Origin of the sequence: Paenibacillus sp. FSL H8-0548 (assembly GCF_038630985.1) — a bacterium.
In the GTDB taxonomy this organism is placed as follows: Bacteria; Bacillota; Bacilli; order Paenibacillales; family Paenibacillaceae; genus Pristimantibacillus.
In genome coordinates this window covers 1,289,687-1,312,370 of record NZ_CP152049.1, presented here as the reverse complement: position 1 = coordinate 1,312,370, position 22,684 = coordinate 1,289,687, and the positions used below count along the sequence as shown (strand labels likewise).

Genomic DNA, 22,684 nt, shown 5'->3' with positions numbered 1-22,684 from the left:
CTTCCTTTGTCTCTTGATCCAACGTCAATCATCTCTCTAGCCAATTAAGGGTACAGCATCCCCATCAATGCATCTATCGCATCAACCGCATACAAATTGCCCGTCGTTCCAAATAAAGCTTCCTCCAAATCATATACCCGGTCATTTTGAACCGCTTTGAAATGCTTCCATATATCGTTCGTTTGGAACTCTTTGTCGAACATTTTCACAACCTCTTCAGGCATACCGTGAGCTGCGCGCAAAATAACATCAGGATTTGATTGATGCAAATATTCTGTATTGGAAGCCAAGTACTCCACCGTCTCGCCTTCTGCGATATTGACTCCACCCGCAAGACGAACAAGATCGCCAATATAGGATTTCTCGGTTGCTACCAAATAACTGCCTGGCACTCCTAGCAAAATCAGCACTGTCGGCTTCTCCCTATTAGCGACGGTATGCTCAATTTCAGCCACCTTCGCATCAAACTTGCCTATGATGGCCTGCGCCTGCACTTGCTTATTATAGGTATCGCCGAGTTCCTTCAGCGCATTGTTCATGCTCTCAACACTCGTTAAATTCAGAAAGCTCGCTTGCATCCCTGCCGCTTCAAATACGGGCTTCAAATCATATTCCAGCGTTGTAACCGATAATACTTGCGTTGGTTTGAGTGACTTGACAAGCTCCATATCCGGGCTCATCGGATTCCCTATCTTCGTTACTGCATCATAGCGGGCAGGCAGCACCTTCGAACTTGTCGGCACTCCTACCAAATCCACCTCAAGCGCAGCCAACATCTCCGTAATCGCTACTGTCGTAGAAACAACTCGCTGCTCCGGTTCAGGAACAGGCTCCTTCGACTCCTCAGCAGTGGGGGAAGTTGCGGTGGAAACTCTATTATCCGTAGCCGCGCTTCCCACATTTGAACAGCCTGCAACAACAACAACAACAATAGCCATTAAAAGTATAAATCCATACCAATTCTTTCTAATCATAAACAGTTCTCTCCTTTCTTTCGAACGCTAATAACATGACAAGGACGCCGGGTTTCCGGCATCCTTGTTTGTCGTCATCCTGTGATGTAGAATTGCTTAATTTTCCTCAAGAAGCTTCATAATAAGTGTTAGTGCCTCTGCACGCGTTGCTTTTCCGTTTGGATCGAATGTATTGTTCCCTTTTCCTTCAATGAGTCCTGCCTCAACAGCAGCAGCGACCTCTTTCTGCGCCCATACCGGAATATCACTCGCATCCGCAAAGGTTGGAGCTGCTTCTTCATTTATTGGCAGCTTCGCCGCACGAGCAATAATAACCGCAAGCTCCGCACGTGTAATCTGATTTTTCCCACGGAAAGTTTGATCCTCATATCCGCCAATGAACCCAGCGCTTACTGCACTTGCCACATGTGCCTGAGCCCATGCAGGAATCGTGCCATCATCATTGAATGCTTGCGTTGTTGTGCTTTCTGTCAGCTTCAGCGCCCGACTAATGAGTACTGCAAATTCTGAACGAGTGATCTCACCGTTCGGACGGAAGCTTCCATCAGCGTAGCCTGCAACGACACCAAGTAATAACGCTTTGTCAATAGAAGCTTGCGCCCAGTGTCCCTGCACATCTTTAAAGGCTACTGGCGTCACTACCGGCTGCTCCTCTTCCTCTACATCTGTCTTAACATCATCCGGTATTAACACCGTATCAGAGCCTAACTTAGTGATACTGGATTCATTAAATTTAACTTGAATATCGTAATCGTGATCATAGTTAAATTCAGGCCATAAAATACTCACCCAGCCATTCATTACTTTGGACAAATCCGACACCGCAAAGGAAACAACTCTTGTGTTTTTAGACGTATCTCTGCTTTCAACGCTTACGTTCATGCCATTCATCTTAAACCCTGTTATTTCTTTATCTTGCGTCAAAGTCAAATGGATTCGTTTACTGCTTCCGGATACCACCAGCTTAGCTGTAGGAACGATATACCCCTGCATGACCGACTCTTCATTTGTACCATCCTTCAGAACAGTTACGTTAATACTGTATTGCCCATCTGCTAGGCCCGTATTTGGCGGTGTAACTCCACTTTCAACTACTTTAGATGCTTTAAACACAACTAATGCTTGCGCTAATATAGTCTTTGCTTCATCAATAGCTTGCTGTGAGGCAAGAGCAGCAGCTACAGCTTTAGCAGCAGCAATTGCATCTGACAAAATCACTTTTGAGCCTGCTTTGAAGTTGCCAACCGCACTGCCTTCAACAGCATCAGCATATGCAGCTTCAGCAGCGGCTATCTCCTCATTTAATACAGCAGCGTCAACCTGATCGGGTTCGTTTGGCTCTTCAATGTTATCGGTCGTTGCTACAATCGAGCTCAGATTAAGCTGCACTTGAACATCATGTTCACCTACATAGTTCTGAGCGGGTACTAAGACCCGCACCCAGCCAGCGATCTGCTCGGACAAGTTTGACACCTCGAAATAATATACTCTTGTTTTGCTGCTGTCGTCTTGACTTGCTACTTTTGCAGTCAAGCCGTTGAATTTCAGGCTGTCAATCGCAAAATTAGATTTTTCAGTAATGTACAATTTCTTGGAGTTGCCTGAAATCTTCAATAATGCTGGAGTTTTAAGATATCCTTCCATAGTCGATATCACTGTTGTACCATTCTTGAAAACATTAAAATCAATATAATAATTTCCGTTTGGAAGAAAGACTGCAGTCGCAGCTCGAAGTACACTTATTCCATTATCAATTTGCAATTGTGTGCTTCCCGTATCTGCATTAATCAGATTTGCTGCATCGATTGCTGCTTTATAGGCAGCCTTCGACTGCTCTGAATATTCACCTAGCAGTGAGCCTACTATAGCATTCTTATGTAGAGTCGTTGCTGCCGTAATAGCGGCAGAAAGCTCTCCCCTATTCACATTGTTAAATGTTAAACGAATAGCATGAGTCATATCATAGCCAGTCGCTAATGTCTGAACCGTCGCAGTAATCAGCGTATCGAAGCTATCTAACTTGAATTTCACAATTCTTTCGTTTGCACCGGTATTTGAACTTAAGATTATTGTATCAACCAGTGCGCCATCTTGAGTCACCTTGAATGCGCCAACGGATGCGCTTCTTGTAATTTTAAAAATAGCGTAGTTAACGCCATTATCCGTTATAACCGTAGCCGGCCTCTCAAAGTAATTCTCCATGGTGGAGAAAGCGTTATTCGTAGCATGCAGAGCAGAGAAATAGACTAAACGAGCAGCCGAGGCTGCAAATTGCTCAACCGCAAGATTAAGAGCTATCTTTGCATCCAATATCTCATCCGCGTCAGCATCCTCATCCTCAGAAACGGCTGTTGCATCAGCAATAGCTGCTAACAGCGCCGTTTTCGAGCTTTCCTCATATTCACCTGGCAGCCTTCCGACATCCGCATCATCGTGAAGCGCTTGTGCATTTGTGATCGAATCCTCTAGCGTGACCGCTGTGTCTGCTGACACTGCTCCTACATTTGCAATAGTCTCCCATGCCGCTGTACGGCACCACAAAGAATGAAAATGTTGTGAGGTTTTTGTCAAGACTAGGACTACGACTGGTGAGGAAGGTCGAGTTTCTATGGTGTCGCGAACCCATGCAATAGACTGATTCCAACGACCCGGTGCAGCACGGAATGTCACTCCTTCGGGAAGTACGTAGGGTAGATTAACCCTCTAATGGTTGTTGCGCCAGTCTCGCTTAGATAGAGTCGTAGAAAGGATCTTTTAGATCATGGATGTACTTCACGAACGTTGCTGTGGACTCGATGTGCACAAGAAGAACATTACAGCCTGCATCATTACCTCAGAAGGAAAGGAGATTCGTACGTTTCAAACACATACCGCTGAATTATTAACCTTGATTGATTGGGTCAAGGAAATGCGTTGTACTCACGTGGCAATGGAGAGTACCGGCGTGTATTGGAAACCCATTGTAAACTTATTGGAATCCGAAGAAATCACCGTCTTAGTTGTGAATGCACAACATATGAAAGCCGTACCTGGCCGGAAGACGGATGTGAAGGACTCGGAATGGATCGCTAGCTTAATGCGTCATGGTTTGTTAACCGCTAGTTACATCCCAGATCGTCCTCAGCGGGAATTACGAGAATTAGTTCGTTACCGACGCAGTATGATTGATGAACGAGCTCGTGAATACAATCGCATCCAAAAAGTGTTAGAGGGCGCAAACATTAAATTAGCTTCCGTGGTGAGCGACATTAAAGGGTTGTCTAGTCGAGATATGCTCGATTCCATCTTAGCAGGCGAAGAAGATGTTAAAGTCATCTCTTCCTTGGCTAGAGGCAAACTCAAAAAGAAAACAAGCCAGCTAGAGTTAGCCTTGCAAGGAACGATTCGGCCACATCAGCGCCTCATGCTGCGTGCCATGCTCACCCATATTGACTTTTTGGAAGAACGAATCCTCGCTTTAGATGAGGAGGTCTCTAGGCGGCTAGCCCCTTTTTCGTCAGAACTGGATCGTCTGGATGGTATACCGGGAGTCGGAACGAGAACGGCTGAACAGATTTTAGCAGAAGTCGGCCCCGATATGTCGAGGTTTCCTACCGCAGGACATTTATGTTCATGGGCTGGTTTGGTTCCAGGACACAACGAAAGCGCTGGAAAACGAAAGTCTGCGCGGACACGGAAAGGGAACAAGTATCTACGATCCTCATTAGCAGAGGCAGCCAATAGCCTGGCTCGGTCTGACAATTATTTAGGTGCACAGTTCCGGCGAATCGCAAGGCGCAGAGGCCATCAACGTGCGGTTATTGCGGTTGCTCATACGATTCTCACGATTGTATACCATGTGTTAAAAGACGGTCAGTCTTACAAAGAGCTAGGCGCGGATTATTTTGATTTACGACAACGAGAGTACATTATTAAACAAAGTATAAAGAGAATTGAAGGCTTAGGATTCCAAGTGACGATTACAGAAGCGTCCTAAAAGCAAGGAACAAGCTTATGACTATTTAAATCCTTAACCACATTAATTACTGGTGGTTTAATTTAGGTTTGCCTTTTTTAGAGTTACTACGAGTTATTTTCAGGGTAGAAAGAAATACGACCAACGTTAATAAAACCGCAAGCATTTTTTTAAACTGAATTTTCAACTCCATGACACTCCTCTATGATTGTTTTAAAAAATACAATATGCCACCTCAGGAAATGATTATCATTCTCAATATAGCGACAAAAAAAAGCTTTATTCCAATGCTTATCGTACAAATAAGGCGTAATCATTGGCTCCACTACCTGTTTCAGCGTGCTGGAACCCACCCAAATACCTGCTTTATTTGTCTTATAAACCCGCACCTCTTCCGGAAACGTTTAAATCTTTAAACTCGATTTAGATAATACTTCAAGACCCTCTCACCCGTCAACCACTATTAAATTTTTAAATAGTGCCCTTTTCTCACACTAAAGTGTGTTATTCTCAATGCAAAATATAATAACAAAAATCTCCATAAAAGTTATTGACAGATGTGTCTGCAATCTCTATCATAATGAATGATATTGATAATCACTATCAATCTTTAACTCGGCTTGGAGGCTCACATGAAAAAAACTTTGCTTATTTGCTGTGCTGCTGTTGTGCTTTCTTTGACAGCCTGCGGCATTGAAGCCGGCCAGACAGCCAACGGTTCAAACCAGCAGCAGGCCATGATTCAATTTAAAGATTTTGCTGATCGCAAGCTCTCATTTGATAAGGTTCCGCAAAACATTGTTGCGCTGAGCAACGGCGAAACCGACATTATTTATGCACTTGGCGGAACGTTAGTCGGTAGACCAGCCTCCACTACCCCGCTTGCAACCAAAGCGGCTGAGGACGTCCAGCAGATCGGCTCTGCCCATGAGGTTGATTTGGAGAAAATCGCATTGCTCCGTGCGGATGTTGTGCTCGGCAATAACCCGATGAACACGAAGGACGTTCCAATACTTGAAGGGGCCGGTACGAAGGTCATCCTAACCAGCGCAAATTCAATCAGTGAGATTGAGAAGCAAATCGAGCTGTTCGGCAAGCTTTTGCAAAAGGAAGAGCGTGCTTCTGAGCTCGTTCAAGAGATAGAAGAAAAGTTAAAGCAATTTGAAACGGCCGCAGACAGCGTTAAGCCGCGGGCATTACTCGTTTACGGCGCTCCCGGTACTTATATGGCTGCTCTGCCCAACTCGCTTAGCGGCAATATTTTGGAGATGGCTGGCGGTACGAATATCGCTTCCGATTATCCCAGTCTGCAAAGCTACCCTCAATATGCGCAGTTGAATTCTGAACGAATTGTAGAGGCAAATCCACAGCTCATTCTCATTATGACTCACGGTAATCCGGATGAAGTGAAGAAGGGCTTTCTCAAGGAAATGCAGACGAATCCCGCATGGAGCAGCTTAGAGGCCGTTCAGCAAAATAAAGTTGAAGTGCTGCCCGCGGACTTATTCGGCTCAAATCCAGGAACTCGGATTATAGAATCGCTCGAATATCTTCATGAGAAGCTAGAAGCGCTGCAGCAATGAGAGGATCGACATGAATAAACAACTGCGAGCAAGAAGAAGAAAAATCGCTCTAATCACTGCACCTATCCTGCTTCTGTTAACCGTTTTTTACGGCTTATCCTATGGCTCGGTATCGATATCCCTCAGTGAAATATGGACGATTTTCACGACAAAGGGCCATTCTGCACATGACACCATCATTATGAATTTAAGACTTCCACGAGTATTGGTGGGCTTGCTCACCGGTGCTTGTCTTGCAGCCGCCGGTGCCATATTGCAAGGAGTTATGCGCAATCCCCTTGCCGATCCCGGCATAATCGGAGTATCTGCCGGCGGCGGTCTAGCCGCTGTTATTACGATGGTTTTGCTGCCTCAGCTCAGCTATTTGCTGCCAGCGGCTGCATTTATCGGTGCATTTGCTACATCGATCATCATTTACTTGATCTCCTGGGATAAAGGTACCTCTCCCGTAAAAATCGTACTCGCCGGCGTTGCAATTAATGCTCTGCTTGGCGCCATCATGAACGGAATCATGGTCGTTTACAGCGACAGGATTCAAGCGGTTCTTCCTTGGCTATCCGGCGGATTAAATGGCCGAAGCTGGTATCATCTTTCTTTTATGGCCCCTTATGCACTTATTGGACTTGGTTTAACGATACTTGCTATCAAGCCAGCTAATCTAATGTTATTGGGAGATGATTCGGCTAAGCTGCTAGGACAGAAAGTAGAGCTGCAGCGCCTGCTGCTCATTCTGCTTTCTTCACTTCTTGCGGGAGCCGCGGTTAGCGCAGCCGGCTTGATCGGCTTTGTCGGGCTTGTTGTCCCACATGCTGTACGGCTGCTTATTGGAGAGGATTACCGCTACCTTCTCCCAGTGTCCATCATAGGCGGTGCAGCGCTTGTTGTTTTCGCGGATACGATAGCAAGAACATGGTTTGATCCGATTGAGCTTCCAGTTGGCATTCTGCTCGCGTGCGTCGGTGCGCCGTTCTTTTTAATTTTACTGAGGAAACGGAGTAATTGGAGATGACAACTAGCCATACAGCGATTGATTTAAAGGAAATTGAGCTAGAAATGGGTATGTTTCAGCTCTTTGACGTTACAACTGCTATTCCCGATGGGAAAATGACAGCGATTATCGGGCCAAATGGCTCAGGCAAGTCTACCCTGTTAAAAATCATTACGAAGCTGCTGGATGCAGATAAAGGCAAAATATCCGTTCAGGGCAAGGAAACCGGCGCTTACTCCAGAGCCGACTATGCCCGAACGATTTCGATGCTGCCGCAGGCTAAGGAAATGCTTCCCGAGCTTACGGTCCGCGAATTGGTTGCTTACGGACGATCACCGCATAAACGGATGTTCAAGCAGCGATTAACTGATGAGGATCAGAAGATCATAGATTGGGCGATGAGAACGATGAGCATCCGTCGTCATGACGATCGAATGTTCCATACTTTGTCGGGAGGTGAGCAGCAAAAAGCCCGGATTGCGATGGCGCTTGCTCAAAAAACGGATATCATTTTACTCGATGAGCCTACGACCTTCTTAGATATTTCCCATCAGCTTGAGGTTATGGGCATGCTGCGCAAAATTAATCAAGAGCATGGCATCACGATGGTTATGGTACTGCATGATCTGCAGCAGGCTGCTGCCTATTGCGATCATCTTATTGCGATGAAGGACGGTGAAATTATCGCAACAGGAACTCCGCAGGCCGTTATTACTTCTCGCTTTTTGAGGCAAGTGTACGAAATTGAAGCGAAGGTTAGCTTTGATGAAAATTATCCCGTCATTATACCTATACCTAAAAATTACGAGGAGGATGCAACGATGATTATTGTAACGAACCTGTCCCATATTACGAAGGGTAACGGTGAGAAGCTAATTGAACGCTTCGACCGAATTGGCAAAGTCGACAGCATGGAGGGTTTTCTAGGCCTGGAGGTGCTGCTGACGCAAAATACAGCGGATTATGATGAGGTATCCGTCGTTACACGCTGGAATTCCAAGGATGATTTCCAAGCCTGGACAAAAAGCGAAGCTTTCCGCGAATCCCATTCCCACCGAAAAACACCTGATTACATCATTTCTAATAAAATCATTTTCCAAGAGGTTAAAATCAAACGTAATCCACTGCCTCCCGTTGAAACGGATGCTATCGCTGAAGCACAAGCACAATAAGCAGCAGATTTTCTAAAAAGAGGCAGACGATGGAACCCCATCTTCTGCCTCTTCTTGTCTTATTTTAAAGCTGTATCAATGCCAAACGCTTGTCCCGACCACGCCTTCTTCGAGGTCCAATTGTCCGCTGCGCCGCTCCAAAACGGATGCTCAAGCGGCAAGCCAAGCGGCAAGAATACCTCCGAGCATAAATAAAGACTGCCGGTCGATATATAACGCTCGCCAATATCCTTCTGATGTCCACAAAAGCCGATCGTCAGCCAGCCGTCAGCTGTGAAATTTCCTGGTATTTCAAGTGTACGGCGTATAGCTGCTGTCAAGGCGCAGCGCACCTGTGCACCGCTTACCCCCTCTGGCAGCGCGTCAAGCCAAGCGCTCTGCGCCAAGCTTTGGAAGGCGCCGAACCGATAGGCAAGCGACCTGCCAATCGGTGGATAGGTGCCATCCGGTCCGATTAAACGCTCCAGCACCTCCGCATACCGCTGTGCGCGGCTTGCAACGGCAGGACGCATCGCCTTCCAATCCTCGTACTGCTCGCCTACTGCGGCAAGCACATCTACGAGCATTGGTTGGATGACGAAGCTATTATAATAGTCCCAGTGAAACTCGGGGCCGTCACCATAGGCTCCATCTCCTAAATACCATTGCTCATGCTGCTTCAGCGCATAATCGATTCGCATCGGGTCCCAATCGCGCTCGCCGAGCTTAAACAAGGCTGACTCAATCGTAGCTGCAAACAGCAGCCAGTTCGAGAACACCGGCTTCCGTGACCGCGTCTGCTTAAGCGCGGCAACAACGTTTGCTCGCACGCGCTGCTCCAGCTTTTCGCCAAGCTCTACAGGTGCACGCAAAATCGCCTGCGCTAGGAAAGCCGCATCGACAATTGGCTGGAAGCCATCGCTGAAATTCATATAATCCGGAGATTCCGGATCAGTCCCTGCATCGATAGCTTCCCTCGCAAGCGCGGCATAACGACTGCGCGTTTCTTCCTCAGCTTCAGCAGCTAATTGCTTATTTTCCAGCCATGGTGCCATGCCCGATAACAGGCGTCCAAGCGCCTCCAGATGGGTGTACTTCGCCCGATCTGCCAGCAGCACCGCGTTTTCTTCATCATTCGCTCCAGCAGTCTCCGCAATTTCAATCGGCATCCGCTCTTTGAGCTGTCGCTCTGAGAGTGCTGTAAGTACAGGAGTGCTTATGAATAGCATTTGCTCCAGCCAATACTCACGATCCGTGAGCTGGCTGCTGCTCTGTTGTATACTTTGCAAGGTAAACCCTCCATCCTACCAGAAGGTAGCGTCATTTCCTCTTAGTCTCGATAAGCCCTCTACGAAGAAATAATCCCCATAGATGAGCGGTACATCAATATTTCGTTGCTCTGGATAGTGGCTGGTTCCATGCAAGATCAAGCCCTCTTCTGCCTCATTGTCCCAAGCTCCGTAGTTCTCATACATCGAGCGCAGTATTCTCTCACCGGCAGCCCGGTAAAGCTCTGACTCCTCATTTGGCACCGATCTCGCGATTTCAAGCAGTCCGCAGGCTGCACATGCGCCTGCAGAAGTATCACGATAACGCTCTACGCCTGGCGGCAATCGGAAATCCCAATGCGGCACGGAGTCCTCAGGCAAATTGGCGAGAAAGAAATGTGCCACCCGCTTCGCAGCCTCCAAATATCTAGGCTCGCCAGTATAACGGTAGCAAAGCGCCATGCCATAAATCGCCCAAGATGCACCGCGCGACCAAGCTGAGTTCGGAGCAAAGCCTTGTCCACCGTTTACACTTTCACATTCTCCCGTCTGCGGGTCGAAAATGACGATGTGATTAACGGATCCATCCTCTCGAATGAAATGCTCCAGCACTGTATCCGCATGCTCCATCGCCAAATGCTTGAATCTTGGATCGCCTGTCGTCTCGCTCGCCCAGTACAACAGCGGCAGATTCATCATACAATCAATAATCGCCCAGCCTTCGTTGCGCTCCCCCTCGCTCCAAGGATTCCAAGCTCTGATGAAATTTCCTTTTACGTTAAAACGACCGCTCAGCACACTTGCAGCAAGCAGCCCGCGTTTGCGCGATTGCGCTTCTCCTAGCAGCTTATAACGAGCCACGCTCGTAAGCGACCACATAAAGCCAATGTCGTGATCAAGACGATCAAATCCAAGCAGCACCTCATCCAATTGCTGCTCACACGCTTCAGCGATTTCCTTATAGCGCTCATCCTTCGACCCTGAATCACGGTAAAGCAGCCACAGCAAGCCTGGCCAGAAGCCAGCAGTCCACCAATGAGGAGCTTCAAGCACGTAGCTTCCATCTACGCTCGCATGTGGAAATCTTGCGCCAATGCGATTGCTCGTTTTCGTTACTTTCTCATGTACCTTCTCCCAAGCCTCATTAACCCACTTATTCTGCTCCATCGCGCTTCCATCTCCCAACTATTTATTCATTAATTTCAGGATACAAATTGAAAAATAAATGACGCAATCAAAGGCACGCCTGCTGTCGCAGTGGAATGAAAATCAAGCGTGTACCAGAAGCGCTCGCCGCCGAAATGATCGATGTCACTCCGAGGAGTGGCTTCTGCCCTCCATACGATGTGATCGTAAGTTAGAACAAGCTTCCGCTTGCCTTCTATAACGATTCGGCCCTCCTCTTCCAGCACTGGAGCTAGAAATGTAATAAACCGCTCCGTAACCGTCCGTTTAGCGGACTCTTCGTTATTTGCAGCGAAGCAGATCGTATCCGTCAGCATAAGCCTTGGAAGCTCCTCTTTCTCCCAGCGGAAGGAGCGCACCAGCCGCTCGAGTGTAGACAGCTCGTAAGCCGAGCTAAGCTCAAGCACCAGCTGATCACTTTCCTTAGTCGCCTCCGCCTCAATGACCTCAGCGCGATAAGCAGTCCCATTTTGCTCATATAGACCGTCAATAATGGGAACTGAATGTCCTTGTGAGCCATTGCACCAAAGCGTATACCGCTCTGAGCCAAAGTATTGCGCCGTATACTTCCCGCTCCCCAAATCAGCTAAATACGCTTGTCCATCCGCATGCAAAATAAATTGACCGACGTCGTTATGATTATGAGGCTCCGCATTATGACCGCCCTTAGCCGCAAAGCTATAGCTTGTGCCTGCCTCGTTGACATGCCTGGACAAAAGCCACTGCACATCAGACATATAATATGATTCAGAAGGCCAGAGCGCCTTCCCTGCAGATGCCTCTAACCATGAATCCTTCACCCAAAGCAAATTACGAATGGCCGGTGACCAACGTCCACAATGATCTGCCGAATAATCCGCTCTAAGGCTAATATCAGGTACAGTCACCTCGTCGTACTCACCGTGCAAGCAGCAGCTAAGTCCCATAAAAATCCCGCTTGATGCAGGCGAATCCGAAAAATTGACAACCATACTTCCGCTTGTGAAGCATTTCTGTTGGAAGAGCGCAATTTCCTTCACCTTGCTGGAGGCAAATAAATTGATTGCTCCCGCTGTTGCCGACTTTAAGAGCTGGGCAAAATATACATAATAGCCGAAGCCGTATTGCCAGTATAAATAACCTTCCGCACATGCACCGTCGTCGCCAAACCCTTCCAAATAACAATCGAGCGCAGTAAGCACTCTCACAAGTACAGCAGACAATCTTGACGAATCATCCATGAGATGAAGCGCGGCGGCACCAAGCGAGCCGGCACATACCGCAGACCAATTGTGATCAGCCGTCTCCCAGCCATAAGGTCCCTGCTCCAGAAACGGCTGAAACAATCGCCGCTCAAGCTCAGCCTCGATGCGCCTGCGCAGCAAACTAGGCAGCCTGTCGCCCATTAGCACAACAATCTCACTAAGTGCAAAGCCTGTCTCCGCAGCAAACAAATCGATATCAAGCCGTTCTGCGCCTTCATTAAAGTGTGCAGGCAGACACCAAGTGAATTCATTGCAAATGGACCAAATGATATTGCATGCAGCTGCTTCATATTCGGTATGCTCCGGCTCCAGCAGCGACATGATTACGAAAGCGTTTAGCCGCTTACGTCTCTCGAAATATATATGCTCATAGGCAAGCCTCTCTCCCGTGTCGCTGTAAATGCGAAATAGAGCAAAGGTCAGCTCAGGATTTGGCGTCTGCAGCAAATCATCGGCAGCTGCCTTTATCTCCTGTATGAGCGATTGATTAGCTGCTGAACCACGAAGTCTGGCCGCCAGTCCTTCTACCGAACCTTCATCTGACAGCAGCTCTAGCCCTCGCAGCCTGTTTTGCTGCAATATTTTTTGAATCTGCTCTCGCTTCATATGGATACTCTCTCCTATTCTATCCGCGATTCTAAATTCGACAATTGTGATTTAGCTCCTAACGATTCATCCGGGCGGAAACGTTTTCAGTAGTACAGCTTGTTATAGAAAGTCACTACCAAATTGTACCGTTATTCCGAAAACTTTTAAAGATCCAAGTCAATTCTTCAGCAAATAACTTTACATTGCAATAGAAAAAAACCGTACACCTTTATCTCGTGTACGGTCATTAATCGATCTATTTATCCTTGTATTCCAAGGCATTCATAACAAAGGTAGTTAAATCCTCGATAACAGCTTCTAGTGATGGCTGCTCTTCCTCAAGCAATACCGCCCAATAGTCCGTATGTCTGTGAAACAGCAGGGTTCCTATAATTGACATTAGCGTTGTATCCAAAGACTGATAATGAAATAGCCCCTGCTCCTTGCCCTGCTTCAGCCATTCCCGCAGCATTTTCCACAATGGCATGACATGATGGCGTATCTTTTGAATACGGTCAGTATTCATAATAATTTCCTGCTGAATGATGCAGATCAGCTGCTTGTCGCTGTAACGAAACTTCGTCACCTCACGAATGATCAGCTTTACACCTTCCACAGCATCTAAAGAGCGTTCTATCCCCGTAATCTGTTCATTTGGAAAATAAGTTTCAAACAGCGCTCCAAACATATTTTCTTTGCCGCCAAAATGATACGACACGAGAGCGACGTTAGCGCAAGCCTCCTCGCATATTTGCCTTACGGTCGTTTTTTCATAGCCGTATTGGGCAAACAGCTTTTTGGCTGCCAACAATATTCTGTTCTTAATATCTGCGTCCCCTGTAGTCATGTCGGTCCTCCATTACAGCATATTTCTTCTATTTTGAAGCAAAAGAGGACATTCATCAAGTACCAGACCGCTTTATTATTTCTTGCTAGCTATCGCTACAACAGGCTGAGCCTGAGGTACGCCTTGTTTTTTCATTGCTACAGCAAGTGTACTAATAGCAATTGCTACTATGGCAATGATAAGGAGTATAAGGGCATCAGAGGAAACAGACGGTCCTCCGAACAAAATATTCATCGTGCCTTCTACCGCATAGGTTGCCGGCAGCACATCTCCTAGCTTGATGTAGAAGTCGGAGAGCAGCTCGCGCGGCACAATTGCTCCAGAGGTAACCAGTTGTGCCGACAATAAAATAATATTAAACAGCATGCCGCTGAGGCCAAACACATATAAAAACATTTGCGATACAAAAATAAAGGTTAGCATAAATAGTAATTGATACATCCAAATGTGTAGGAAGCCCTCAACCATTTGTCCCCCCATGGAGGCAAGCATAGTAGAACCAACAAGCGAGACAAGAACGGCTGCAACGACGTTGATCATGCTTCTTACTGCAAATCTCCTCCATCTGCTGACACTGCCGCTTAATGCCATAGAGGTTTGCTCAAAGTTCATTCCCATAATCATAGCACCGACGTAGGAAGCAAGCACCAGCATCATCGGAACCATTTGGTTATTCATACCCTTAATGACGTTGGAGGATTGGATCTCAGAGGTAACGCGCTGCGATAGCCCCTGCGCTGCTGCTGCAGCCTGCTCCGCTGGTACGCTCATATTGCCGAGCACCGTTTGGATGCCTCCTTTGATCGCTTGACTATTAATCTCTGCAGTTATTTGCGCTGCCGCTCCGCTCATTATACTTTTAATAAGTGCTGGATTTGATTCATTAATCGAATATTGGATAGAGGCTGTTCCGTCAGCTGCAGTCGCTTTCTGTGTGAAATCTGCTGGAATGACGACGACCATTTGCAGCTCACGTGCATTTAGCTGCTGTTTAGCCTCATCTACACTTGTTAGCTCTTGCATGTCAAAAGGCAAATTTTGAATCAACCCGCTTGCAATTTGTTGCCCCATTTGTTGATCTTCATTAACTACAGCAATCTTTAATTGATCTATCCGATCGGTAACACCACTATAACTCGTCATCCAAATGACAGAGAAAATAACCTGGAACATAATGGCGGTAATAAGACCAACGATAGTGCTTGGTCGTTTCATAAAAGCTTGTAATGCGTGTTTCATATTAATCACTCCCACTCTATATTTAAACACTTGTTTTAAACAACTGTTTAAATAATACTTAAATCCAAATTCTTTGTCAATAGAACAAAATCACCTACGGTGAATTTACGTACTAGCCGACGGTTACTTCTCCGCCGGCTCTTTCTTCCTCACCAAGTCTCCGTTACACTCCGGGCATACGAACACAGGACTCTCCTCAGGTCCTAATTCATAAGAACACTCTCCTACGATGAAATCAGGCACAGGATCTAAACATCCGCAATCTACGCAAACATAATCGATAAAGACTTCTTCCTCCTCATCATCAAAGGAAAATAGTTCAACAGCTTCTTCCTTTTCGCTATCCTGTTTCTTGCCTTTCCTTTCGTTCATTAGCCCGAACCCCCCATTTCTTCTTATACGCTCGTTCACTTTCCTCATCATAATAATAAATTCGCCCATAGTCTGCATGCCAAATAACCACAAGCAACATGGTTTGTTTGCAGCAGGGACAGGCGATCGGATCCCGTTCATAAGTCTCCAACATCCGCTGACGGTACGTCTTTCTTCTCTTTTCCTTCGGCGGGAACGTCATTTCAATCTGTTTATGGACCATGTACCGCCATAAGTTAACGATCTTTTGCGACTCCTTATTCTTACTTCTGCTGTACAGGCCATACCTGCCTACCATTCGAAAATGCTTCGGCGGGATATGTTGCACCAGGGCATAAATGAATTTCATGACAGGGGCTACGACATCGATCCTCTTTCCTGTCTGATGATCTTCGTACCAGTAATGTACCGTATGGTAGTCATACTTTATAATGCGATACTCTGCGATTGCCGGACGAGCCAGATAACGTCCAATATACTTGGCCGCTCCACGGGCATCCTTCATTCGTTGTTCTGCGTTGACATAAAATCCATGCTTGTACCGACTGTACAGTTGGTTTACCAACGTTTTTACCTTCGCATCGCCAGGATGCCACTTCAACATTAAATCCATAAGTAGCTTCTGCCATGACTTTCTCAAGTAGGTAAAAGAAATATACTCCACACTCTTCCACTGCTTATGGCAATCTAACGCACCTTCCGTAACCAGGGCATGAATATGCGGATTAAACTTTAGATCCCTTCCAAACGTATGAATGACCGTAATGACGCCCACGTCATACTGTTTGCTCTTATTTTTACGCCGATAGTAATATTGGATGACCTTCGCCACTTCTTTACTAAGCTCGTTCAAACGACTCCGATCCTCAAAGAAGTATTTCCTCAACTCTTTTGGTACCGTAAACACGGTATGACGATGGGGGACATTCAGGATTCGCTCCTGTTGCTTTTCTGCCCAGTCATCGGTGTATTTCTTTCCGCATCCATGACAAAACCGACTCTTACAAGTAAAACAGATAATGACCGGTTCCGGTTTTCCCTCCGTACAACCCATACATTCATATCTCGCGTAACCCATATCCTTCGTGCCGCATCGCGTTGCCTTGTTTACGGCTTCCGGTATCGCTTTCTGCAGTTCTTCCGGGAATAGATTCGCATGAAGTTCCCAAAACCCATGAAAATGATCCTTCAAGATCTGTTTCACGATCCCTCGTTTCTTCCATGTTTCTCGCTTCTCCATAACGATCCCCCCCTATTTATTTTTTCGACTCGATTATCCACATTTTTTAGCATCGCATAATTTCCTAAACAATAAAAAAAAGAAGAAGAGGAATTCCTCTTCTCCTTCTATGCCTTATTCAACGATTCACCGTATTCAGCTTCCCACTTCTCATCTGCTGCGAGTTGTTTTTTATGTACGGCACCGGATAGAAATACACTGAATTCATAAAGAATGATTAATGGGATAGCCACTAAAATATCCGATATGAAGTCTGGCGGTGTAATAAGAACACCGATAAACACCATAACGAAATAAGCAAAGCGCCGCATCTTCCGAAGCCGCTTCGGATTTACAAGCCGAATGGCAGTCAAAAACATAATAACAAGCGGAAGCTCGAAAAGAAGAGCTATCGGTATTAATAAATTGAACATAAACGTAAAGTATTGCGCAATACCGTACGTTTCCTCTAAATTCAAATGCTGTGAGACTGTTCTTGTAAAATTGAAGGCTAGTGGAAACACGACGAAATAAGAAAATGCCAGCCCCGTCAAAAACATAATAAGTGCGAACGGCACATATTTTAGCGTAGACCGCTGCTCATTTTTGCGAAGCGCAGGCTTCACGAACGCCCAAAGCTGATACGCAATAACAGGCATTGCTAAAATCAAGGCGATGACGAACGCAAATTTCATATACATGCCAATTCCGTCCCAAAGTGAAAACGTATGTAAAGAAATCGTATTCGCTGGCTTTTGACTCATCAAAAAATTATAAGCTGGCTGAGCGAAAATAATTCCAATCACTAAGCCTATGACTAATATAATTAACACGTAGAACACTCGCTTTCGCAGCTCCCCAAGATGCTCAAGAAGCGGCATAAGCCCCTCTTCGCGAAGAAGTCCCTTACGTGACATCTGCTCTGATTTGTTTTTTGCTTCCGTTCCCACCTGCATGCACCTCCTTCGCTTGCCATTTGAAGCCTTTTATTCAAGAAAAAAGCGGGCCCGATTAGTCCGGAAGCCGCTTATTGTCTTTATCACTATTTTCTGCACGATTCACTTCAACACGACTTGTTTCCTTATCCTTGCGATCGTCATCGTCCATCATATCTCTTGCTCCTGCTTTGAATTCACGAAGCGTCCGTCCAAAAGCACGTCCCAGCTCTGGCAGCTTGTTCGGTCCAAACAGCAGCAAAGCAACCAATACGAGCAATATAATTCCTGTTGCACCTATTCCTGACATCTCTTTACCTCCTCCATGCTTTACGAAATATGGATATCTCGCAAGCTTTATATCCTAACAGCTATTCAATCCACCGTATCCTAAGCTCACAATATCTTCACGAACAATCGTGTCCCCTGCCAAAATACGAGGCAATAGCACATCGAAAGACGTGTAAGGATCATGCATCACACAGCCCGGCAAGCCCATAATCGGCACGCCATTCAAATATCCAATGAGCAGCATTGAGCCTGGCAGCATTGGCGTACCATAGCTTACAATATTGGCTCCAGAATCTTTAATCGCGCCTGGTGTACGATCATCGGGATCAACCGACATTCCGCCAGTTACTAGTATCATATCATACCGTTGTTCTAGCAAATAGTATATTTCCTTGACAATTGTTTGTCTATCGTCTGGTGCAAATCTCTGCTCCCCTACCTCAGAGCCCAATGCCTCAAGCTTGCTTCTAACAGCCGGCCCGAATTTATCCGCGATTCTTCCGTTAAAAACCTCACCGCCAGTTGTTAACAGCCCCACCCGAAACTTTCGGAAGGGCCTTACGTGAAGCGGTGACGCACCGGCATGAGATTGACGGAATTCCGCAGCGAATCGTTCTACCGCTTCGACCTTAGCCTTTGGCACAACAAGTGGAATGGCTCTCGTTGCTGCAAGCTGTTGTCCTGGTATAACGACCGTATTGGTCTTGATGGTAGCTAGTGCAATTTCCCCAAGCTCATTGATTGCATCAACAAAGCTCTTATCGATCGCTGCTAAACCAAGCATGCCTGATTTAATACTCACTTTTCCCTCATGCGGCTCAGATAAGATGAGCTCATCATCATATAACGCTTTTGCCATACGAATGGCAGCATCATCCTCATGAAGCTCATTCTCGCCAAGCTCCATGACGTAGATATGCTCCTTGCCAATATCAAGCAGATTAGGAATATCCGCTTCCTGCACCACATGACCTCTTTTGAACAATCTGCCCTTAAACTCACCTGGGATAATACGCGTCAAATCATGCGCCAGCCGCAGTCCGATGGCTTCATACACGGATACTTCTCTTAGCACCGTAGTGCCGTGGTGCTCGATTCCGTCCGCTGCATGCTGTTCATTATGACTCATAAGTTATGCTCCCCCAGCTGTCCGGATAAAATGCCCAGTGCATGCGGCAATTGATCCATAATCGCCATCAAGCTCTCATGTACGCCCTTCGGGCTCCCTGGCAGGTTTACGATGAGCGAGCTCCCTCGAATGCCACAAACGCCACGGGACAGCATCGCTCGTCTTGTTTTCTGAAGTGCCCCCATCCGCATAGCCTCTGCAAGGCCTGGAACTGCTCGATCAATGACCTTCAGCGTTGCCTCCGGCGTTACATCCCGCAGGGCAAGTCCCGTTCCACCCGTTGTTAATACAAGATCCGCATGGAAATATTCCGTCATTTCGATAAGCGCAGCCATAATCTCATCCTTCTCATCCGGAACGATTCTGTAATCCACAATTTCTCCGCCGAGCTCTTCCTCAATAAGCTCGCGAATAACCTGAGCGCTCGTATCCTCACGCTCGCCGCGAGAGCCTTTATCGCTTGCCGTTAATATCGCTACCTTCCACCGCATTGACCATTCCTCCCATCCCAATTCCACTCATGGGCTTGACGAAATTTGATAATCTCCGCTCTTGCCGCCCGTTTTGGAAACCAACAGCGTTGGCCCAATAACCATATCCTTCTGCAATGCCTTGCACATGTCATAAACCGTTAGCGCAGCAGCTGATACAGCCGTAAGTGCCTCCATCTCCACGCCGGTTTTCCCAGTTGTCTTTACAGTGCCCTCTATGTAAAGCTCATCCGTCCCATTATCGCTGAAAATTATATTTATGCCTGTGAGCGGAAGAGGATGGCACATTGGAATCCAATCTGCCGTTTTCTTGGCCGCCATCACTGCAGCAACCTGAGCAACGGCGAGCACGTCGCCTTTCCCGACCTTTCCTGCCTTTATTTGTGCTAAAGTATCCGGGCTCATAATGACCTTGGTTTGAGCAACAGCCTTGCGTGAAGTGATTTCCTTATCAGAAATATCTACCATCCGTGCTCGGCCCTGCTCGTTAAAATGTGTCAGCTCCACCTGTATCTCTCCTCCTTTGCAAGTAAACGTCCTGCTCGGTAATAATGCCATCCATTACTATATCATGCGGCTCGCGAGGAGCTCCTGCAATAAGCTGTGCTTCAAACGACATTCCGAGCCATAAGGGTCTTACCGATTCAATTGTTATGCTATGGATAACCTCGGCAAATCGATCATAATAGCCCCCTCCATAGCCTAGTCGGCCGCCCTGCTGATCAAAGGCAAGCCCTGGAACTAGTACAACCTCAGGCACATAACCTGCCTCGATTGGTGGTGTTAACGCCGGATTTGGCTCCATAATGCCATATGCACCGGGCATTAGCTCCTCCCAGCTTCGCAAATAATGCAGCGTCATGGAACGATCGGCTGCTATGCATCTAGGCACAATGACATGACGACCGCTGCGCCATCCCCATTCTATTAGAGTCGATAAATCAAGCTCGCTGCGAAACGCAGCATACGCCATAAAACTATTTGAAGGCAGGCTCTCGAGCAACATTTGCGCTTTCGCGCACGCAGATGCAGACCATATTTCCCGCTGCTCTGAGGGCAGGCTGTTGCGACGAATAGCCATTTGTTTACGTATGTATGTTTTATCTTCAATTGGATTCATTTCAACCAAAAGCATTCACCTATTCTGCTTCTCAGCATTTTCTTTCATTAATAGTAGTTTACCACTGTTATGCAACTTTCGCCAATGCCAGCGCTCGTTTATGGTACACTATGGAGTAGTGAAAGCATTCGTTATTTACAATTATTTGTTGGAGGTTTCAAAATGCTGCTTCAGGTTTCCAATGTAACAAAGAGCTACGGCGTCAATGTCGTATTATCGAATATTTCCATGCAGGTTCAAGAACGAGAACGAATCGGCTTAGTCGGCGTAAATGGTGCTGGTAAATCTACACTGCTAAAAATAATCGCAGGTGAAATGTCTGCTGATTCAGGCGCAATCCATAAAGCAAAAGAAACAAAGATCGGCTATCTTGCACAGAATAGCGGATTGCAATCTAATCGAACGATCGAAGCTGAAATGCGCGCTGTATTTGCCCATTTAATTGAAGCTGAACAAGAGCTTCGCGAGCTTGAGATCAAGATCGCTGATCCTGTCCTTCATGAAGATGAGAAACGATATGCTGACACGCTCGATCGTTATGCTAAGCGTTCGGATTGGTTTCGCGAGCAGGGCGGTTTCGAAATGAATACCCGTATTAACAGCGTCCTGCATGGGATGGGCTTTGCAAGCTTCCCCCCTGACACCTTAATTTCAACCTTAAGCGGAGGTCAGAAAACACGGCTCGCTTTAGCTCGTATTTTACTGCAAGCGCCAGAATTGCTCATGCTCGATGAGCCTACCAACTATCTCGATATTGAGACATTAACCTGGTTGGAATCCTATTTGCGCGGTTATTCCGGTGCAATTCTTGTTGTTTCGCATGATCGGTATTTTCTTGATGCGCTTGCGCAAACGATTATTGAAATTGAACGTCATACCTCCAAGCGTTACACAGGCAACTATAGCCGCTATATGGAGCTTAAGTCTGCAGAATACGAGATCAATATGCGGCAATTTGAGAAGCAGCAGGACGAAATTTCAAAGATGGAGCAGTTCGTTCAGCGAAATTTGGTCCGCGCTTCAACAACTAAGCGTGCTCAAAGCAGGCGTAAGGCGCTCGACAAATTGGATCGTTTGGACAAGCCTCAAGGTGATCTAAAAAAAGCTCATTTCACATTCGAAATTGAACGCTCCACCGGTAAGGATGTCCTTGCAGTAAATGATGTTTCCGTTACCTTTGCAGGCAAGGATAGCCCCATCTTCCGCAATGTATCCTTTCAGCTTACTCGCGGGGAGACCGTAGCGTTAATTGGACCTAACGGAATCGGGAAATCAACCTTGCTTAAAGTTATTGTCGGTCAAAACGAGCCTACCTCAGGTACTGTGCGATTCGGCACGCATGTTAAGCTCGGCTACTACGATCAAGAACAAACTCGGCTTAATGGTCAAAACACGGTGCTTGAAGAAGTATGGGGCAGCTATTCCCATATGGAGGAAGCTCGCATCCGTACCGTGCTTGGCAACTTTTTATTCAGCGGCGAGGATGTATTAAAGCGTGTTTCATCGCTTAGCGGCGGCGAGAAAGCCCGTGTTTCCTTAGCCAAGCTTATGCTTGCTCAAGCGAATGTACTTATTTTGGATGAGCCTACCAACCATCTCGATCTATTTAGTAAAGAGGTACTTGAGTCTGCCTTGCTTGATTATGAAGGAACCTTGCTCTTCATTTCCCATGACCGTTACTTCCTAAACAAAATGGCAGAACGAATTGTCGAGCTGAAACCGTCAGGAACGGATCATTTCCTAGGAAATTATGACGAAATGATAGAGAAAAAAGCTGAAATCGAGGAAGCGCGGCTTGAAGCGCTGTCACAACAGACCTCCAGCTCGAAATCAGCTGCGATATCTGACAATGCATCCGTTACCTCCTATGAGGCTAGCAAGCAAGCGAAGCGTGATGAACGCACCCGGCAGCGCAAGCTTGAGCAATTGGAACAAGAAATCGCCTCTCTTGAGCAGCAAATAACGGAATGGGAAGAGCAGCTTGCCGACCCAGCCATTTTTAATGACTATATTCGCATTCAAGAAATTCAAGCTGCCATTGAGAAGCTAAAAGCTGCTTTAGCAGCATCTTATGAGGAATGGGAGCAATACATGTAATAGATGGC

The 22,684-nt window shown here is 46.6% G+C and carries 20 protein-coding genes; 5 read left to right on the top strand and 15 right to left on the bottom strand.

The annotated features are described in order from the left end of the window. Positions 1-44: 44 nt before the first annotated feature. Together isdE and MHI37_RS05435 are read right to left on the bottom strand one after the other, a co-directional pair. Complete coding sequence (isdE, locus tag MHI37_RS05440) at positions 45-974, bottom strand: heme ABC transporter substrate-binding protein IsdE (protein WP_076338568.1); 930 nt, start codon at positions 972-974, stop codon at positions 45-47. 96 nt (positions 975-1,070) lie between these two features. Next, on the bottom strand, positions 1,071-3,467 hold the full coding sequence (locus tag MHI37_RS05435; RefSeq protein ID WP_076338567.1) for an NEAT domain-containing protein: 2,397 nt from the start codon (positions 3,465-3,467) through the stop codon (positions 1,071-1,073). Positions 3,468-3,735: 268 nt separating this feature from the next. Here MHI37_RS05435 and MHI37_RS05430 point away from each other — a divergent pair, with 268 nt between their 5' ends. The 4 genes from MHI37_RS05430 to isdG all read left to right on the top strand — a co-directional run bounded on the left by MHI37_RS05430 (position 3,736) and on the right by isdG (position 8,672). Beyond that, positions 3,736-4,950: an IS110 family transposase gene (locus MHI37_RS05430; RefSeq protein ID WP_076338566.1), complete on the top strand. Its 1,215-nt coding sequence runs from the start codon at positions 3,736-3,738 to the stop codon at positions 4,948-4,950. Positions 4,951-5,561: 611 nt separating this feature from the next. Further along, entirely contained in the window at positions 5,562-6,512 is a 951-nt protein-coding gene (locus MHI37_RS05425) for an ABC transporter substrate-binding protein (protein ID WP_076338564.1), read from the top strand. A gap of 10 nt (positions 6,513-6,522) precedes the next feature. After that, positions 6,523-7,521, top strand: coding sequence for an iron ABC transporter permease (locus tag MHI37_RS05420; RefSeq protein ID WP_076338563.1), 999 nt, complete (start codon positions 6,523-6,525; stop codon positions 7,519-7,521). Then, positions 7,518-8,672 (top strand): heme oxygenase, encoded by a 1,155-nt coding sequence (gene isdG, locus MHI37_RS05415; RefSeq protein ID WP_076338562.1) that lies wholly within the window; start codon positions 7,518-7,520, stop codon positions 8,670-8,672. Before MHI37_RS05420 ends, isdG begins: the two co-directional genes overlap by 4 nt. A 59-nt stretch (positions 8,673-8,731) precedes the next feature. Here isdG and MHI37_RS05410 read toward each other — a convergent pair whose 3' ends face one another. The 13 genes from MHI37_RS05410 to MHI37_RS05350 all read right to left on the bottom strand — a co-directional run bounded on the left by MHI37_RS05410 (position 8,732) and on the right by MHI37_RS05350 (position 20,594). Then, positions 8,732-9,940, bottom strand: a complete 1,209-nt coding sequence (locus tag MHI37_RS05410; RefSeq protein WP_076338561.1) for a DUF2264 domain-containing protein — start codon at positions 9,938-9,940, stop codon at positions 8,732-8,734. Between the two features lie 15 nt (positions 9,941-9,955). Further along, positions 9,956-11,086 (bottom strand): glycoside hydrolase family 88 protein, encoded by a 1,131-nt coding sequence (locus MHI37_RS05405; RefSeq protein ID WP_076338560.1) that lies wholly within the window; start codon positions 11,084-11,086, stop codon positions 9,956-9,958. 35 nt (positions 11,087-11,121) lie between these two features. Continuing rightward, the gene (locus MHI37_RS05400; RefSeq protein WP_076338559.1) at positions 11,122-12,954 is read right to left on the bottom strand and encodes a heparinase II/III family protein; all 1,833 of its coding nucleotides are present in this window, start codon (positions 12,952-12,954) and stop codon (positions 11,122-11,124) included. A 238-nt stretch (positions 12,955-13,192) separates the two neighbouring features. Next, positions 13,193-13,783 (bottom strand): TetR family transcriptional regulator, encoded by a 591-nt coding sequence (locus MHI37_RS05395; protein ID WP_076338558.1) that lies wholly within the window; start codon positions 13,781-13,783, stop codon positions 13,193-13,195. A gap of 75 nt (positions 13,784-13,858) precedes the next feature. Further along, positions 13,859-15,022, bottom strand: coding sequence for an ABC transporter permease (locus MHI37_RS05390; RefSeq protein ID WP_076338557.1), 1,164 nt, complete (start codon positions 15,020-15,022; stop codon positions 13,859-13,861). Between the two features lie 123 nt (positions 15,023-15,145). Further along, positions 15,146-15,394, bottom strand: coding sequence for a hypothetical protein (locus MHI37_RS05385; protein WP_076334765.1), 249 nt, complete (start codon positions 15,392-15,394; stop codon positions 15,146-15,148). Beyond that, positions 15,363-16,634 (bottom strand): transposase, encoded by a 1,272-nt coding sequence (locus MHI37_RS05380; protein ID WP_342556499.1) that lies wholly within the window; start codon positions 16,632-16,634, stop codon positions 15,363-15,365. Before MHI37_RS05380 ends, MHI37_RS05385 begins: the two co-directional genes overlap by 32 nt. A 107-nt stretch (positions 16,635-16,741) precedes the next feature. Then, entirely contained in the window at positions 16,742-17,530 is a 789-nt protein-coding gene (tatC, locus tag MHI37_RS05375) for a twin-arginine translocase subunit TatC (RefSeq protein ID WP_076340045.1), read from the bottom strand. 94 nt (positions 17,531-17,624) lie between these two features. Beyond that, positions 17,625-17,858: a twin-arginine translocase TatA/TatE family subunit gene (gene tatA, locus MHI37_RS05370; protein WP_076340043.1), complete on the bottom strand. Its 234-nt coding sequence runs from the start codon at positions 17,856-17,858 to the stop codon at positions 17,625-17,627. Between the two features lie 54 nt (positions 17,859-17,912). After that, positions 17,913-18,968, bottom strand: a complete 1,056-nt coding sequence (locus MHI37_RS05365; protein WP_076340042.1) for a molybdopterin-binding protein — start codon at positions 18,966-18,968, stop codon at positions 17,913-17,915. After that, the gene (locus tag MHI37_RS05360; protein ID WP_076340041.1) at positions 18,965-19,459 is read right to left on the bottom strand and encodes a MogA/MoaB family molybdenum cofactor biosynthesis protein; all 495 of its coding nucleotides are present in this window, start codon (positions 19,457-19,459) and stop codon (positions 18,965-18,967) included. The genes MHI37_RS05365 and MHI37_RS05360 overlap by 4 nt, the downstream gene beginning before the upstream one ends. 27 nt (positions 19,460-19,486) lie before the next feature. Next, entirely contained in the window at positions 19,487-19,966 is a 480-nt protein-coding gene (moaC, locus tag MHI37_RS05355; RefSeq protein ID WP_076340040.1) for a cyclic pyranopterin monophosphate synthase MoaC, read from the bottom strand. Further along, entirely contained in the window at positions 19,947-20,594 is a 648-nt protein-coding gene (locus tag MHI37_RS05350; protein ID WP_083676593.1) for a 5-formyltetrahydrofolate cyclo-ligase, read from the bottom strand. The genes moaC and MHI37_RS05350 overlap by 20 nt, the downstream gene beginning before the upstream one ends. 147 nt (positions 20,595-20,741) lie before the next feature. Here MHI37_RS05350 and MHI37_RS05345 point away from each other — a divergent pair, with 147 nt between their 5' ends. Continuing rightward, positions 20,742-22,676: an ABC-F family ATP-binding cassette domain-containing protein gene (locus tag MHI37_RS05345; RefSeq protein ID WP_076340039.1), complete on the top strand. Its 1,935-nt coding sequence runs from the start codon at positions 20,742-20,744 to the stop codon at positions 22,674-22,676. Positions 22,677-22,684: the final 8 nt, after the last annotated feature.

Bases quoted from the DNA above. Each gene is read 5' to 3' on its own strand.
- MHI37_RS05405 (WP_076338560.1), bottom strand. From the start codon at position 11,086: ATGGAGCAGAATAAGTGGGTTAATGAGGCTTGGGAGAAGGTACATGAG.
- MHI37_RS05380 (WP_342556499.1), bottom strand. From the start codon at position 16,634: ATGGAGAAGCGAGAAACATGGAAGAAACGAGGGATCGTGAAACAGATC.
- MHI37_RS05425 (WP_076338564.1), top strand. From the start codon at position 5,562: ATGAAAAAAACTTTGCTTATTTGCTGTGCTGCTGTTGTGCTTTCTTTG.
- tatA (WP_076340043.1), bottom strand. From the start codon at position 17,858: ATGTCAGGAATAGGTGCAACAGGAATTATATTGCTCGTATTGGTTGCT.
- MHI37_RS05400 (WP_076338559.1), bottom strand. From the start codon at position 12,954: ATGAAGCGAGAGCAGATTCAAAAAATATTGCAGCAAAACAGGCTGCGA.
- isdE (WP_076338568.1), bottom strand. From the start codon at position 974: ATGATTAGAAAGAATTGGTATGGATTTATACTTTTAATGGCTATTGTT.
- MHI37_RS05430 (WP_076338566.1), top strand. From the start codon at position 3,736: ATGGATGTACTTCACGAACGTTGCTGTGGACTCGATGTGCACAAGAAG.
- isdG (WP_076338562.1), top strand. From the start codon at position 7,518: ATGACAACTAGCCATACAGCGATTGATTTAAAGGAAATTGAGCTAGAA.
- MHI37_RS05395 (WP_076338558.1), bottom strand. From the start codon at position 13,783: ATGACTACAGGGGACGCAGATATTAAGAACAGAATATTGTTGGCAGCC.
- MHI37_RS05365 (WP_076340042.1), bottom strand. From the start codon at position 18,968: ATGAGTCATAATGAACAGCATGCAGCGGACGGAATCGAGCACCACGGC.
- tatC (WP_076340045.1), bottom strand. From the start codon at position 17,530: ATGTCACGTAAGGGACTTCTTCGCGAAGAGGGGCTTATGCCGCTTCTT.
- MHI37_RS05390 (WP_076338557.1), bottom strand. From the start codon at position 15,022: ATGAAACACGCATTACAAGCTTTTATGAAACGACCAAGCACTATCGTT.
- MHI37_RS05345 (WP_076340039.1), top strand. From the start codon at position 20,742: ATGCTGCTTCAGGTTTCCAATGTAACAAAGAGCTACGGCGTCAATGTC.
- MHI37_RS05350 (WP_083676593.1), bottom strand. From the start codon at position 20,594: ATGCTTTTGGTTGAAATGAATCCAATTGAAGATAAAACATACATACGT.
- MHI37_RS05385 (WP_076334765.1), bottom strand. From the start codon at position 15,394: ATGAACGAAAGGAAAGGCAAGAAACAGGATAGCGAAAAGGAAGAAGCT.
- MHI37_RS05360 (WP_076340041.1), bottom strand. From the start codon at position 19,459: ATGCGGTGGAAGGTAGCGATATTAACGGCAAGCGATAAAGGCTCTCGC.
- MHI37_RS05420 (WP_076338563.1), top strand. From the start codon at position 6,523: ATGAATAAACAACTGCGAGCAAGAAGAAGAAAAATCGCTCTAATCACT.